Here is a 14,104-nt window from a genome sequence, read left to right as displayed (position 1 = left end):
CCGCGTCGTGTGCGGCCGTGATGGCCTCCGTACGCGACAGCCGGACGGGCGCCCCGCAGGTGTCCGGCCCGCGCGGCTCCGGCCCCGGCACCGACGGGGTGTCCCCGAGCAGCGCGCCCGCGCGCTCCCGTAGAGGCGACGCCTCAGTGGCCCGCCGGAGTTCGCGCCGACGCCTGCGCCGCTCCCCGCTCGGGACGGTGCCGCCGGGGCCCCGGTGGCGGCCGGGGCCTGCCGCCAGAGGGCGCAGGGGCGGGCGGGTGGAGGGACGGGAGGCAGGGGCACGGGAGGCGGAGGTGCGCGGCCGGAGGCGTGGTGGGGTGCTCATGCCGCCCGACGGTAGGCGGGAACGCCGGCCTCGTCCGGGCACGGCTTTCCTCCGTGGATTACCGGCCGGTTGTGGACAACTCCGTCACCTGCCGGAGTGACACCACGACGCCCAGCAGCCCCGGCCCGGTGTGTGCGCCGATGACCGCCCCCACCTCGCTGACGTGCAGTTCCCCGAGTCCCGGCAGCCGGTCTCGCAGCCGCTGCGCGAGTTGGTCGGCACGGTCCGCGGCCGACAGGTGGTGGACGGCGACGTCCACGTCGGCGTCGCCCGCCCGCTCCGCCACGATCTCCTCCAGACGGGCGATGGCCCGGGAGGCGGTGCGGACCTTCTCCAGCATGCCGATACGGCCGTCCTCCAGCTCCAGCAGGGGCTTGACCGCCAGGGCCGAACCCAGCAGGGCCTGGGCCGCGCCGATGCGGCCGCCGCGCCGCAGGTACTCCAGGGTGTCGACGTAGAAGAACGCGGAGGTCCCCTCCGCCCGCTTCCGGGCCGCGGCGACCGTCTCGTCCAGCGTGCCGCCCGCCTCGGCGGCCTCGGCGGCGGCCAGGGCGCAGAACCCCAGCGCCATCGCCACCATGCCGGTGTCGACCACCCGCACGGGTACGGGCGCCTCGCGCGCGGCGGTCACGGCCGCGTCGTAGGTGCCGGACAGCTCGGCCGACAGATGGAGGGAGACGATGCCCTCCACTCCCGGCTCCCGCGCGATGGAGCGGTACACCTCGGCGAACACCTGCGGGCCGGGACGCGAGGTGGTGACGGACCGCCGTCTCCGCAGGGCCTCGGCCAGCGAGCGGGCGGAGAGCTCGGTCCCCTCCTCCAGCGCCCGGTCGCCCAGCACCACGGTCAGCGGCACCGAGGCGATGCGGTGGTGTTCCAGTGCCGCCTGCGGCAGGTAGGCCGTGGAATCAGTGACGATCGCGACATGGCGGGACATGGGGCGGAGATTACCGGGCCCTTCCCCGCCGCGATGAGGCGAGCGGTGCGACGCGGTCCGCGGCGCGGCGTCCCGCTACCCGGTGGTTCACTCAACGGCCTTTCGCGGTGGTGCGGTTCGGGTGATCGGGAGGGACGGTGCGGGCCGGTCCGCCCGGCCGGCGCGGCCGGACGCGGAGGACCTCGCGGGGCTCAGGACGCGCTCTGCGGGCGTCCCCTGCCGAAGTCCGGGCCGAACTCCTTGGTGAAGTCGGTGCCGAAGTCCGCCGTGCGGCCGTGCGAGGCGTCCTTCGGCCCCTCGATGCCCGGCGCCCGCGGGGTCTCCGCACCGGGTGCGGCGGTCTCGGAGGCCGTGTCGGGGGCGGTGTCGGAAGTGGCCTCGGGGGCGGGGGCGGGGGCCGTCCAGTGCCGCAGCGCGCCCGCCTCGATCTCGATCTGCTCGCTCAGCGCGGCCAGCCCGTCCTCGTCGTGCCGCCGGGCCCGGTCCTGTGCGGCGAAACGCAGCGAGTCTGCGGAGGCGCGGATGCGTCCGGCGCGCTCCCGCGCGTCCGGGAGGCGGGCGGCGATCCGGCCGCGGTCCGGCTCCCGCTCCATCAGCAGCCGCAGCTCGCCGTCGAGCTGGCGGGCGTGCTCTTCGAGCCGGTCGAGCAGGCCGGCCGCCTCGCTCAGCGAGGGGTCGTGCCGGATCCCGGTCTCCAGTGCGCGGCGCGTGCTGTCCAGGGAAGTGCGCAGCTCCAGCCGTACACGGGCCAACTCCCCCATGGGGCCCGGCTGGGCGCTGCGGGCCTTCAGCGTGGTCTCCTCGACGGTGCGGCGTACCTGCTGCCCCGTCCGCTCCACGCCGCGCCTGACCGCTCGCACGGTCTTCACCGTGGCGATCGCGCCGAGGACGACGAAGAGCACGAAGAGGAAGGCCAGCAGACCGATGACGAACTCCACAGCTCCGCTCCTTCGTCGGCCGGTGTGCCACCGCCCTCCGGAGCCCGGAGGGCGGTCGTCCTCCCAGGGTAAACGCGCGGGGCCGGTCCCGGGTTCCGGCGGGCCCGGAACGCCTCCGCATCCGTCCCGTAGGGGTCCCGGGGGCCGCCCGGACCGGAGCCCGCCCCCGTCCTGTCCCTCCCCCCGCCTTCTCGCCGCGGCCCGCCCGCTGGTCTACCGTCGGTCCACGCCCGTACTGGACTGGATGGTGGTGCGCCGATGCACACGCACGCGGAGACGGGCCCGGCCGGACGCCGGGCCGGAGGCCCGGCCGGGAACCCGCCCGGCGACCTGGCCAGCGACCTGGCCGCCGTCGTGGGACGCGACCACGTCAGGACCGACGACGGGGCGCTGGCCGCCTACGCCCGCGACGCCACCCCCCTCTTCCACGCCCGGCCGCAGGCCGTGGTGCTGCCCGGTTCCACCGAGGAGGTCGCCGCGGTCCTGCGGTACGCCACCGAGCGGGGCGTACCGGTCGTACCGCGCGGCGCGGGCTCCAACCTGTGCGCCGCCACGGTGCCCCTGCGCGGCGGCATCGTCATGGTGCTCACCCGGCTCGACCGGATCCTGGAGGTCAGCCCCGCCGAACTGCTGGCCCGCGTCCAGCCCGGGGTGACCACCGCCGCACTCGCGGACGCGGCGGCGCGCGAGGGCCTGCTGTACGCCCCCGACCCCGGCAGCCGTACCGTCTCCACCGTCGGCGGCAACGTGGCGACCTGCGCCGGCGGCCTGCGCGGCCTGAAGTACGGCGTCACCCGCAACCACGTGCTCGGTCTGGAAGCCGTACTGCCCACCGGTGAGGTGATCCGCACCGGCGGGCGGCTGTGGAAGGACGTGGCCGGCTACGACCTCACCCGGCTGCTGACCGGCTCCGAGGGCACCCTCGCGGTGATCACCGAGGCCACCGTGGCCCTGCTGCCCGCCCCCGAGGAGACCGGTACCGGGGTCGCCTACTTCGACTCCCTCGCCGACGCCTCCCGGGCCGTGGCGGCCGTCATCGCCGACGGGATCGTCCCGGCCACGCTGGAGTTCCTCGACCGCAAGTGCGTCTCGGCCGTGGAGGAGTTCGCCGGGCTCGGCCTGCGGCGGGACGCCGGGGCGCTGCTGCTCTTCGGCGACGACGGGTCCAGGCGCACCGTGGCCGGCACCCTCGCCCGTATCGGGGAGGTGTGCCAGGGGTCCGGCGCCCTGGAGGTCACCCTCGCCGAGGACGTCGCCCGCGCCGACGCCCTGCTCGCCGCCCGCCGCTGCTCGCTCCCGGCGCTCTCCCGGCTGGGTTCGCTCACGATCCTGGAGGACGCCACCGTGCCCCGCCACCGGCTCGCCGAGATGGTGGACCGCATCGACGAGATCGCCGACCGCCACGACCTGCGGATCGCCACCTTCGGCCACGCCGGGGACGGCAACCTCCACCCCACCTGCGTGCTCGACCCCGACGACGGCGAGGGAACCGAGCGCGCCCACCGGGCGTTCGCCGAGATCTTCGCGGCCGCCATCGCCCTGGACGGCACCATCACCGGCGAGCACGGCGTGGGCGCGGCCAAACTGCCCTACCTCGCCGACCGGATCGGGGACGACCAGGTCGCCCTGCTGCGCCGCGTCAAGAAGGCCTTCGACCCGGCGGGCATCCTCAACCCGGGAAAGCTCGGATCCTGACTCCCACCCCGCCCGAAGGCGGGGGTGTCCACGGAGGAACCCATTGACCGACTCCGCACCCCGTCCCGATCCCGCCTCCACTCCCGAGCCCCCGTCCGGCCCCGGCCCCGCGCCCGGTCCCGGCCGGGGCGAGGGCCTCGGCGTCTTCGACAAGGCGCTGCTCGACCGCTGCATCTCCTGCGGGTTCTGCCTGCCCGCCTGCCCCACCTACTCCCTCACCCGCCAGGAGCCGTCCTCCCCGCGCGGCCGCATCACCCTGATGCGGGCACTGGAGTCCGGCGACCTCGCCCCGGACGACCCCACCCTGGCCGAGGAGTCGTCGTTCTGCCTGGGCTGCCGGGCCTGCGAGACGGTCTGCCCGGCGGGCGTGGAGTACGGGCGGCTGCTGGAGCAGTGGCGCGACCACCAGTGGCAGGGGCGCGACCGGCCCCTGATCGCCCGTCTGCTGATGGCCCTGGTGTCCCGGCCGTGGCTGCTGCGGCTCCAGGGGGTGGTGCGCCGCCACGCCCGCGACCGCCGCACCGCCCGCGGCAGCCGTCCCGCGCACGGCAGCCGTCCCGCAGGCGGGGAGGGCGAGCAGACGGTGTCGCTGATGCTGGGCTGCGTGGAGCGCGGGCTGTACCCGTCCGTCTCGCGCGCCGTGCGCGAGCTGCGGCCGGAGGTCACCGTCCCCCCGGGGCAGGGCTGCTGCGGCGCGCTGCACGCCCACAACGGCGACTCCGCCGCCGGCGCCGAGATGGCCCGCGCGCTCGGCGAGCGGCTGCCCGGCACCGTCGTGACCACCGCCGGCGGCTGCGCCGCCCACCTCGCCCACCACCTGGGCCGGGACCGTGTCAGGGAGCTGAGCGACTACCTGGAGCGCACCGGCCACCGCCCCGCGGGCCGGGTCACGGTCGGCGGCCGTCCGGCGCGGGTCGCCCTCCAGGACTCCTGCCACCTGCGCAACGGCCTGGGCGTGACCCGTCCGCCCCGCGAACTCGTCGCCGCGGTGGCCGACTACGTCGAGCTGCCCGGCGCGGGCGACTGCTGCGGCGCCGCCGGCACGTACGCGATGCTGCGGCCGGACGACAGCCGGGCCGTGCTGGATCCGAAGCTGGAGGCCCTGCGGGAGCTGGACGTGGACTACGTCGTGGCGGTCAACCCCGGCTGTCTGCGCCAGCTGCGGCAGGGGCTGCGCCGCACGCGCTCCCGGACGAAGGCCGTGCACCTCGCCGAACTGCTCGCCATGGCAGCGCGGTCGGAGCCGGAAGGCGGGCCGGCTGCCGGTCCGGAACCCGGACCGGGAACGGCCGCCGGACCGGCGGGGGGACCGGCGGAGGGCTGAACGCGCACGGCTGCGGGCCGCGGCCGGCCGGCCGCGGCCCGCAGCCGCATCACGTACGTGCCCGGGGTCAGGCGGGGACGATGTTCACCAGCTTCGGCGCCCGCACGATCACCTTGCGGACATCCGCCCCGCCCAGCGCGCCGGTGATCGCCGGCTCGGCCAGCGCCAGGGCCTCCAGGTCGGCCTCGGAGATGTCCGGGGAGACCTCCAGCCGGGCCTTGACCTTGCCCCGCACCTGCACGACGCAGGTCACGGTCTCGTCCACCACGTACCGCGGATCGGCCACGGGGAAGTCCTCGTGGACGACGCTGGTGTCGTGGCCCAGCCTGTGCCACAGCTCCTCGGCGATGTGGGGGGCCAGTGGCGCGATCAGCAGCACCATGCGCTCGGCCACCGAACGCGGCACCTGGCGCAGCCGGGTGACGTGGTTGTTCAGCTCGGTGATCTTCGCGATGGCGGTGTTGAAGCGCAGGCCCTCCATGTCCTGCCGCACCCCGTCGACCGCCTTGTGCAGCGCGCGCAGGGTCTCCTCGTCCGGCTCGGCGTCGGCGACCGCGACCTCGCCCGTCGTCTCGTCGACGACGTTGCGCCACAGCCGCTGCAGCAGCCGGTACTGGCCGACGACCGCGCGGGTGTCCCACGGGCGGGAGACGTCCAGCGGGCCCATGGCCATCTCGTACAGCCGCAGGGTGTCGGCCCCGTACTCGGCGCAGATCTCGTCCGGGGTGACGGCGTTCTTCAGGGACTTGCCCATCTTGCCCAGCGCCCGGTCGACCTTCTCGCCGCCGTACCAGTAGGCGCCGTCGCGCTCCTCGACCTCGGCGGCGGGCACCGCGATGCCGCGGGAGTCGCGGTAGACGTAGGCCTGGATCATGCCCTGGTTGAACAGCTTGTGGAACGGCTCGGCCGAGGAGACGTGCCCCAGGTCGTACAGCACCTTGGACCAGAAGCGGGCGTACAGCAGGTGCAGCACGGCGTGTTCGGCGCCGCCGACGTACAGGTCCACGCCGCCGGTGGGCATCCCCTCGCGCGGGCCCATCCAGTAGCGCTCGATCTCCGGGTCGACCAGCTTCTCGTCGTTGTGCGGGTCCAGGTAGCGCAGCTCGTACCAGCAGGATCCGGCCCAGTTGGGCATGGTGTTGGTCTCGCGGCGGAACCTGCGCGGGCCGCGCCCGTCGCCCAGGTCCAGCGTGACGTTCACCCACTCCTCGTTCCGCGACAGCGGGGTCTCGGGCTCGGTGTCGGCGTCGTCGGGGTCGAAGGTGCGCGGGGAGTAGTCCTCGACCTCGGGCAGTTGCAGCGGCAGCATCGACTCGGGCAGCGCGTGTGCCACGCCGTCCTCGTCGTAGACGATCGGGAACGGCTCGCCCCAGTAGCGCTGGCGGCTGAACAGCCAGTCGCGCAGGCGGTAGTTGACGGTGCCCTCGCCGATGCCGCTCTCGGTCAGCCACTCGGTCGTCCGGGCCTTGGCCTCGGTCACGCCCAGACCGTCCAGCGACACCTCCACACCGGTGGAGTTGATGATCGCGGCGTCGTAGGAGGAGAAGGCGTCGTCCCAGGTCGCCGGGTCGGTGCCGCGGCCGTCGGTCGGCTCGACCACGCAGCGCATGGGCAGTTCGAAGGCGCGGGCGAAGGCGAAGTCGCGGCTGTCGTGCGCGGGGACGGCCATGATCGCGCCGGTGCCGTAGCCCATCAGCACGTAGTCGGCGATGAAGACGGGGATCCGCTCGCCGCCGGCCGGGTTGACGGCGTAGGCGCCGGTGAAGACACCGGTCTTCTCCTTGGCCTCGGCCTGCCGCTCGACGTCCGACTTGGCTGCCGCCTGCTTGCGGTACTCCGAGACCGCCTCGGCCGGGGTGGGGTGGCCGCCCGTCCACACCTCGCGGGTGCCCTCGGGCCAGGCGTCGGGGACGATCCGGTCCACCAGCTCGTGCTCGGGCGCCAGCACCATGTACGTGGCCCCGAACAGCGTGTCCTGACGGGTGGTGAAGACGGTGATCCGCTCGGCGGAGCCCTCGGAGCCCTCATCGGTCCCGTCGACCGGGAACTCGATGCGGGCGCCCTCGCTGCGGCCGATCCAGTTGCGCTGCTGCAGCTTGATCGCCTCGGGCCAGTCCAGTGCGTCCAGGTCGCGCAGCAGGCGCTCGGCATAGGCGGTGATGCGCATGTTCCACTGGCGCAGCTTGGCCTTGAAGACGGGGTAGTTGCCGCGTTCGGAGCGGCCCTCGGCGGTGACCTCCTCGTTGGCCAGGACGGTGCCCAGGCCGGGGCACCAGTTGACCGGTGCGTCGGAGGCGTACGCCAGGCGGTACTGCCCCAGTACGTCGGCCCGCTCGGTCTCGCTCAGCTCGCTCCAGGTCCGGCCGTCCGGGGTGGGACGCGCGCCGGCCTCGAACTGCTCGACCAGTTCGGAGATCGGCCGGGCCCGGTCGGCCTCCTCGTCGTACCAGGAGTTGAAGATCTGCAGGAAGATCCACTGGGTCCACTTGTAGTAGTCCGGGTCGATCGTGGCGAAGGACCGGCGCTGGTCGTGGCCCAGGCCCAGCCGCCGCAGCTGGGCCTTCATGTTCTCGATGTTGGCCTCGGTCGACACCCGCGGGTGGGTGCCGGTCTGCACGGCGTACTGCTCGGCGGGCAGGCCGAAGGCGTCGAAGCCCAGGGTGTGCAGCACGTTGTGGCCGGTCATGCGCAGATAGCGCGCGGTGACGTCCGTGGCGATGTAGCCCAGCGGATGCCCGACGTGCAGGCCCGCGCCCGAGGGGTACGGGAACATGTCCATGATGAAGCGCTTGGGGCGGGCGACGGTCTCCGGATCGCCGGCCAGGTCCCCGCCGGGGTTGGGCGCCTCGTACACGCCGCGCTCGTCCCAGAAGTCCTGCCAGCGCGCCTCGATCTCCGCGGCCAGCGCGGCCGTGTAGCGATGGGGGGCCGCGGTCTCCGCGGCGGCGGTGGTCTCGCTCATCGTCCTCTAAGCTCCATCGGTCGTCGTCTGCCTGCGGGAGGGCTCACGACCCGTAAACGAAAAGACCCCTCGCACAGGAGGGGACGCCGCGCTGATTCCGACCTCACCGGAACCGGAGGGTCGGCGCTGGTTCAGCGCGGCCCGCTAAGCAGAAGGCGTACGGCACGCATGCCGTCAGGGTACCGCAAGGCCTCACCGGCCCCGGCGACCGTCCGGGGCCCGGACGAACGGAAGCGGGCCGCCCTTCCGGACGGCCCGCTCTCCCACTGCTGTGGAGCTAAGGAGAATTGAACTCCTGACCTCTTGCATGCCATGCAAGCGCTCTACCAACTGAGCTATAGCCCCTTGTTCCTTCCGCCGCGGTCCCCCGCGGCGGCGATGCCTACTGTACACGCCCGGGAGCCTCCTTCGCCAAATCCCATAACGGGAGGGTCACGGCCGTGCGGGTAGTGTCGGATCTCCACGCCCGTACGCGCCCGCCCGGCGCGTACGGGCAACCGGCCGCACCCGCGCGCACGTCCACGCACACGGCCGGCCGTGGAGGACCGACCGCCCCGCCCGACCCGACGACCGGCACAGCCAGGACCCGGAGCCGCCCGTGAGTACGCTGCAGTTGACCGCCGACCGCCGGTTCCCCGCGGCGCGGGCGTACCTGCTGAAGCGGTCCACCCGGCTCGCCGCCGTGTTCTGCCTGTTCTCCTTCACCGCCTTCCTGGCGGCGCAGAGCGCGGCGAACGTCTCCATGATCGACCTGATGGTCTACCGGACCGAGGGCTGGACGGCCCGCACCGGCGGCGACCTGTACACGATGCGCGCCACGTACGCCGAACTGCCCATGACCTACCCGCCGTTCGCCGCGCTGCTGTTCATGCCGCTGACCCTCCTAGACGTGCCGACGATGCGGCTGCTGGCGACCGCGGCGAACCTCGCCCTGCTGGTCGCCCTGGTCCATCTGTCGCTGCGGCTGATCGGGCGTCCGCTGGACCTGCCGCGCCCGGCCGCCGTCCTGGCGCTGTCGGCGGTCGCCGTCTGGTGCGAGCCGGTGTGGACGACGCTGCGGTACGGCCAGATCAACCTGCTGCTGGCGGTGCTGGTGCTGTGGGACCTGTCCCGGCGCGCCGGCCACCGCTGGGCCGGCGTCGGCATCGGGTTGGCCGCCGGGATCAAACTGACCCCCGCGCTGTTCGCGGTGTTCCTGGCCCTGTGCGGGCTGGCGCTGGCCTGGCGGCGGAGGCGGCTCGCCGACCGCCCGGCGCGGCTCTGGAACCACTGGCTGCGCCGGGCCTCCGTCGCCTCGGGGGCGTTCGCCGGGACGGTCGTGCTGGCCGCGCTGCTGCTGCCGCGCGACTCCCGGCACTTCTGGACCGAGGCGGTCTTCTCGCCCGAGCGCGTCGGCCGGGTCGAGGACACCGCCAACCAGTCGCTGCGCGGCGTCCTGGCGCGGTTGCTGCACACGGCCGAGCCCGGCGCCGGCTGGACGCTGCTCGCCGTCGCGGCGGCCGTGGCGGGGCTCGCCGTGGCTGTGGCCACGGCCCTCGCCGGCCCGCGCAGGCTGCCCTCCGCGCACGCCTGGGCCGCCGTCTGCGTCGCCTGCACCGCGCTGCTGGTCAGCCCCGTCTCCTGGTCGCACCACTGGGTGTGGTGCGTGCCCGCGGTGCTGCTGCTGGGATCCGAGGCGCTGCGCCGGAGCAGTGCGCCGTGGTGGGCGGGTACGGCACTGGCGGCGCTGCTGTTCTGCTCCTACGCCCTGTGGTGGGTGCCGCACGGCTCCCCGGTGGAACGGTTCGAACTGAGCCAGAGCGGCGCGCAGACGGCGCTGTCGGCGGTCTATCCGGCGGCGGGCGCGGCGCTGGTGGCACTGGCCGCGGTGCTGGTGGTACGCGCGCTGCGGCGGCCCGCGCCGTATCCGTGCCCGCCCGGCTCCTTCGGCACCCTCCCGGCGCCCAGGGCACGTACGGCCTCACCGGCCTCCGCGCGGGCGGGCGGCGGTCAGGCCACCACGAAGGAGTAGAAGCGCTTGAGGGTGCAGTGCTCCTCCAGGAGCCGGCCGTAGATCGGCTCGCCCTCCAGCTCGCGGTAGGTCTCGATCGGGTCGCCCTTGATGATCAGCGCCCGCGCGCACTCGACGCACCAGTACTGGTACGCCGTGTTGACCGGCTCCATGTCGCGGACGATCGGGGTCCCGCTGCCGCACCAGTCGCACTTCCTGCTGTGTGCACCCATGTCCGTCAGTCAACTCCAGCCGTGACCGCAGGCGTGCGCACGTGGGGAACCCCTCCGCTGTCTCTGCCGTCCTCGATGTCTTCCGAACGTCCCGGCGGGCTTCCGCTGCGCGCAGCGGCCCGTCCGGCGCTCCGATTCTGCCATGCTCCGCCTGTGTGCAGGAGGGCGCCGAACGTGTGCGGCGAGGTTCCGCTTCCTTGGCGCCGCTCCGGGACGCCCCCCACCGGAAAAGCGAAGATCCCGCCCCCGTTGGGGGGGCGGGATCTCTCTCGCTTCCGTGGAGCTAAGGAGAATCGAACTCCTGACCTCTTGCATGCCATGCAAGCGCTCTACCAACTGAGCTATAGCCCCGTCGCTCCGACTCCGCCGCTCTCACCGCGGTGCCGTGAACGGGAAGAATCTTAACCGGTGACCTGCCCGAATGCGAAATCCGCCTCGGACCGGCACCTCGAACCGGCCCGAACCGCCCCGGACCGGCCTCCGGCCCTCATCGGTACGCCCCGATCCGCCCCGACCCGCCCTGATCCGTCCCGGTCCGCATCGGCCCCTCTCCGGCTGGACCCTGCCGGAGAGGGCGGGGCGCCGGCCGCGCGGACCGCGTCAGACGTCGTCGCCGAGGACCGGCTGGGGAAGCGTTCCGGCGTTGTGCTCCAGCAGCCGCCAGCCGCGCGCCCCCTCGCCCAGGACGGACCAGCAGCAGTTGGTCAGTCCGCCCAGCGACTCCCACGAGCTCGGCTCCAGGCCCAGCAGACGGCCGATGGTGGTGCGGATCGTGCCGCCGTGGCTGACCACGACCAGGACCCCGCCGTCGGGCAGCTTCTCGGCGTTGCGCTCGACCACCGGCGCCGCGCGGTCGGCCACCTCGGTCTCCAGCTCGCCGCCGCCGCGCCGCACGGGCTCGCCGCGCTTCCAGGCGGCGTACTCCTCGCCGTGGCGCTCGACGATCTCCTCGTGCGTCAGCCCCTGCCACACGCCCGCGTACGTCTCGCGCAGGCTCTCGTAGCGGGTGACCTCGAGGCCGGTGATCGCGGCCAGTTCGGCGGCGGTGTCGACGGCCCTCTTCAGATCGGAGGCGATGATCGCGTCCGGCCTGAGCGCCGCGAGCAGCCGCGCGGAGCGGCGGGCCTGCTCCAGGCCCGCCTCGGTCAGCTCGATGTCCGTGGTGCCCTGGAAGCGGCGTTCGAGGTTCCACGCGGTCTGCCCGTGCCGCCACAGCACGATGCGGCGACCGCGTCCGGCCACGCGTCCGTTCAGCTCAGCTCACCGCCCTCGCCCGCGGCGGCCTCGCCCTTGCCCCGGGTGGCCTTGGCGTCCTCGGGCAGGTCGATCTCCGGGCAGTCCTTCCACAGGCGCTCCAGCGCGTAGAAGACCCGCTCCTCGCTGTGCTGGACGTGCACCACGATGTCGACGAAGTCCAGCAGGACCCAGCGGCCGTCGCGCTCGCCCTCGCGGCGCACCGGCTTGACGCCCTCCTCCTTCTGCAGCCGTTCCTCGATCTCGTCGACGATCGCCTTGACCTGGCGGTCGTTGGGCGCGGAGGCCAGCAGGAAGGCGTCGGTGATGGAGAGCACATCGCTGACGTCGTACGCGACGACGTCGTGGGCGAGCTTGTCGGCGGCAGCCTGGGCTGCTGCGTTGATCAGCTCGATGGAGCGGTCCGTGGCGGTCACAGGCAGCGCTTTCGGTCGGTGGTCTACAACCCCTCCAGGGTCTCACGATCCGCCGCGGACCGGCTCCGCCGGGCCCGGCGGCCCCTACCGCCGGACCTCCGTCGGCTTCCCCGCGGGGCTCCCCGCCCCTCCCGCCGGCCTCACTGCCCCCCGGAGCCGTAGTCCCGGCCCAGCACCACCGTGATGTCGGCGTTCGCCGCGCCCTTGCCCTCGGCCACAGTCTTCCCGGACAGACCGAGCGTCCTGGCGACCTCCTCGGCTTCGGCCCTGTCCCCGGCGTCGGAGTAGGTCACGCGGGTGGTGGCCTGCGCGGAGTCCGCGCTGCCGCCGCCGACGACGGTGTAGCCGCCGTTGACCAGCGCCACCCGGGCGTTGTTCGCCGCCTTCTCGTCGCCGGTGGCGTCCTTCAGGCTCACGCGCGGCGTGGCGTTCGGATCGGTGTTCTTCACCGTGCCGCCGAGCACGTCCTTCACCAGGCCCTCGCTGGTGGCGTCGCTGAGCGTGCCGTCCGCCTCCACCGGCAGCAGCTCGGTGCCGTAGGCGTCCTTCCTGGCGTATCCGGCCAGCGAGGCGAGGCTGGCTCCGAGCTGTCCGTCGGTCAGGGAGGGGTCGAGGATCTGGGTCAGCGCCCGGACCGTGCCGGTGGCGGTCTTCGGGTCGTCGGACATCTTCTCCAGCGTGGCCCGCAGGACCTGCCCGAACCGGGCCAGCTGCTTCGTCTGCGGCTCGCCCGCGGCCCGGTGCGTGGCGTAGGCGACGGCGGCCCTCCCGTCCAGATCGCGTCCCTTGCCCCGCCGCACCAGCGGATCGTCGCCCTCCTTCGCACCGGGCACGGTGGCGTCGGCGTCCAGGGAGACGCCGCCGACCAGGTCGACCCAGTTCTCCAGGTAGGGGGTGTCCAGCCGCCAGGTGCCCCTGATGTCGGTGCCCAGCAGCAGGCCCAGCGCGTCGCGGGTGGCCGCCGCGCCCTCGGCCTCGAAGGACTTGCCCAGCGTCGTCCCCCCGCCCGTGCCGCCGGAGGAGACGACCAGGGAGTTGGGCAGCAGGACGGTGGTGCCCCTGCCCGCCGTCTCGTTGTTGACCAGCAGCGCGGTGGACATCTCCCCGCCGTCGACCTCTCGCAGGTGGACGACGATCACCTTGCGCTTCTGGGCGCTCGACGCCGCCTCGGCGGCCCCGCCGTCCCCGGAGGTGCCGGGCAGCATGCCCGCCCACCAGAGCCAGCCGACCGAGCCGGCCAGCACCACGGCGAGCGCGACGACCAGGGCCACCGTGCGGTTGCGGCCCCGGCGCTTGGCCTCCTCGCGCCGCTCGGTGCGGCTCTCGGAGAACTTCAGCCAGTCGATGACGTCCTCGGACTCCTCGTCCTGCTCCTCGACGAAGGAGAACTCCTCGGTGCGGTACTCGTCGGCATCGGCGCCGCCGCCGGTGGAGGCGCCGTCACCGGCGCGCCCGCCCGCGCCGCGGTCCGCGCCGGCGGGTCCGCTCTCCGGCCCCGTCTCGGCTCCGGCGGACCCGGCCGGAGCCGCGTCCCCGGCGGACCGCTCCCCGTACCAGGGGCCCTGGGCCTGCTGCGGGATCCACGCCTCCGTCACCGGCTCCTGGTGAGCGGTGGCGGAGGAGTCCCACTCCCCGTACCCCCCCTGCCCGTCGTACCCGCCGGCGGGGGCTTCGGGGGTATGGGGGCCCTGGGCGTACGCGTCCGGCGCGTACCCGCCCCGGGCGTCCGCGGCGTAGGGGTCGGAGGCGTAGGAGCCGGGGGCGTACGCGCCCGGGTCGTGGGTCCCCGTGCCGTAGGCGCCGGTGCCGTACGGGTCGTACGCGGGCTGCTGCCCCGTCCCCGGGCCCTGCCCGTACGCGGAGCCGTACGCCGGGTCGTACGAGGCGTCCCCGTACGGCCCGGCGGGGCTGTCGTGGCCCTGCTCGCCGTAGACCGGCCGACCGTACTCGTCGTAACCGTAGATGTGGCCGCTCGCCCGCGGCGGGTCCCCCAGCCCGTACGGGTCCTGTCGGTCGTTCACGACTGCCGC

Annotated in this window: 10 protein-coding genes, 2 tRNA genes and 1 pseudogene; 3 read left to right on the top strand and 10 right to left on the bottom strand. The window is 74.1% G+C overall.

The window, feature by feature from the left end:
- The 3 genes and pseudogenes from ACLIYP_RS16445 to ACLIYP_RS16435 all read right to left on the bottom strand — a co-directional run.
- Window positions 1-325, bottom strand: a pseudogene (locus tag ACLIYP_RS16445) (hypothetical protein); the annotation flags it as partial.
- A 58-nt stretch (window positions 326-383) separates the two neighbouring features.
- Window positions 384-1,262 carry a DegV family protein gene (locus ACLIYP_RS16440; protein ID WP_412713880.1) on the bottom strand — a complete coding sequence of 293 codons (879 nt, stop codon included), beginning with the start codon at window positions 1,260-1,262 and terminating at the stop codon, window positions 384-386.
- Between the two features lie 191 nt (window positions 1,263-1,453).
- The gene (locus tag ACLIYP_RS16435) at window positions 1,454-2,200 is read right to left on the bottom strand and encodes a tetratricopeptide repeat protein (RefSeq protein WP_412713879.1); all 747 of its coding nucleotides are present in this window, start codon (window positions 2,198-2,200) and stop codon (window positions 1,454-1,456) included.
- 258 nt (window positions 2,201-2,458) lie between these two features.
- On the opposite strand from ACLIYP_RS16435, the gene ACLIYP_RS16430 reads away from it, so the two are divergent.
- Together ACLIYP_RS16430 and ACLIYP_RS16425 are read left to right on the top strand one after the other, a co-directional pair.
- Window positions 2,459-3,895 carry an FAD-binding oxidoreductase gene (locus ACLIYP_RS16430; protein WP_412713878.1) on the top strand — a complete coding sequence of 479 codons (1,437 nt, stop codon included), beginning with the start codon at window positions 2,459-2,461 and terminating at the stop codon, window positions 3,893-3,895.
- A 43-nt stretch (window positions 3,896-3,938) separates the two neighbouring features.
- On the top strand, window positions 3,939-5,219 hold the full coding sequence (locus tag ACLIYP_RS16425) for a (Fe-S)-binding protein (protein ID WP_412713877.1): 1,281 nt from the start codon (window positions 3,939-3,941) through the stop codon (window positions 5,217-5,219).
- Between the two features lie 67 nt (window positions 5,220-5,286).
- Here ACLIYP_RS16425 and leuS read toward each other — a convergent pair whose 3' ends face one another.
- Both leuS and ACLIYP_RS16415 read right to left on the bottom strand, forming a co-directional pair.
- Entirely contained in the window at window positions 5,287-8,181 is a 2,895-nt protein-coding gene (gene leuS / locus ACLIYP_RS16420) for a leucine--tRNA ligase (RefSeq protein WP_412713876.1), read from the bottom strand.
- Window positions 8,182-8,453: 272 nt separating this feature from the next.
- Window positions 8,454-8,526, bottom strand: a tRNA-Ala gene (locus ACLIYP_RS16415).
- A gap of 253 nt (window positions 8,527-8,779) precedes the next feature.
- On the opposite strand from ACLIYP_RS16415, the gene ACLIYP_RS16410 reads away from it, so the two are divergent.
- A complete protein-coding gene (locus tag ACLIYP_RS16410; protein ID WP_412713875.1) occupies window positions 8,780-10,192 on the top strand; it encodes a glycosyltransferase 87 family protein in 1,413 nt (470 codons plus the stop codon).
- On the opposite strand, the gene ACLIYP_RS16405 is transcribed toward ACLIYP_RS16410, so the two are convergent.
- From ACLIYP_RS16405 to ACLIYP_RS16385, 5 genes are all read right to left on the bottom strand, one after another.
- Window positions 10,171-10,404 carry a hypothetical protein gene (locus tag ACLIYP_RS16405; RefSeq protein WP_412713874.1) on the bottom strand — a complete coding sequence of 78 codons (234 nt, stop codon included), beginning with the start codon at window positions 10,402-10,404 and terminating at the stop codon, window positions 10,171-10,173. The genes ACLIYP_RS16410 and ACLIYP_RS16405 overlap by 22 nt on opposite strands.
- A gap of 278 nt (window positions 10,405-10,682) precedes the next feature.
- Window positions 10,683-10,755, bottom strand: a tRNA-Ala gene (locus ACLIYP_RS16400).
- Window positions 10,756-11,004: 249 nt separating this feature from the next.
- Window positions 11,005-11,646, bottom strand: a complete 642-nt coding sequence (locus ACLIYP_RS16395; RefSeq protein WP_410538571.1) for a histidine phosphatase family protein — start codon at window positions 11,644-11,646, stop codon at window positions 11,005-11,007.
- 8 nt (window positions 11,647-11,654) lie between these two features.
- Window positions 11,655-12,074 (bottom strand): ribosome silencing factor, encoded by a 420-nt coding sequence (gene rsfS, locus ACLIYP_RS16390; RefSeq protein ID WP_412713873.1) that lies wholly within the window; start codon window positions 12,072-12,074, stop codon window positions 11,655-11,657.
- A 140-nt stretch (window positions 12,075-12,214) separates the two neighbouring features.
- Window positions 12,215-14,095, bottom strand: coding sequence for an LCP family protein (locus tag ACLIYP_RS16385; RefSeq protein WP_412713872.1), 1,881 nt, complete (start codon window positions 14,093-14,095; stop codon window positions 12,215-12,217).
- Window positions 14,096-14,104 lie beyond the last annotated feature (9 nt).

The sequence above is a fragment of the Streptomyces nanhaiensis genome (genome assembly GCF_046614825.1).
Classification (GTDB): domain Bacteria; phylum Actinomycetota; class Actinomycetes; order Streptomycetales; family Streptomycetaceae; genus Streptomyces; species Streptomyces radiopugnans.
Note: the sequence above shows the minus strand (reverse complement) of the source record. Positions and strands in the feature narration are given on the sequence as shown.

Bases quoted from the DNA above. Each gene is read 5' to 3' on its own strand.
- ACLIYP_RS16440 (WP_412713880.1), bottom strand. From the start codon at position 1,262: ATGTCCCGCCATGTCGCGATCGTCACTGATTCCACGGCCTACCTGCCG.
- ACLIYP_RS16430 (WP_412713878.1), top strand. From the start codon at position 2,459: ATGCACACGCACGCGGAGACGGGCCCGGCCGGACGCCGGGCCGGAGGC.
- leuS (WP_412713876.1), bottom strand. From the start codon at position 8,181: ATGAGCGAGACCACCGCCGCCGCGGAGACCGCGGCCCCCCATCGCTAC.
- ACLIYP_RS16405 (WP_412713874.1), bottom strand. From the start codon at position 10,404: ATGGGTGCACACAGCAGGAAGTGCGACTGGTGCGGCAGCGGGACCCCG.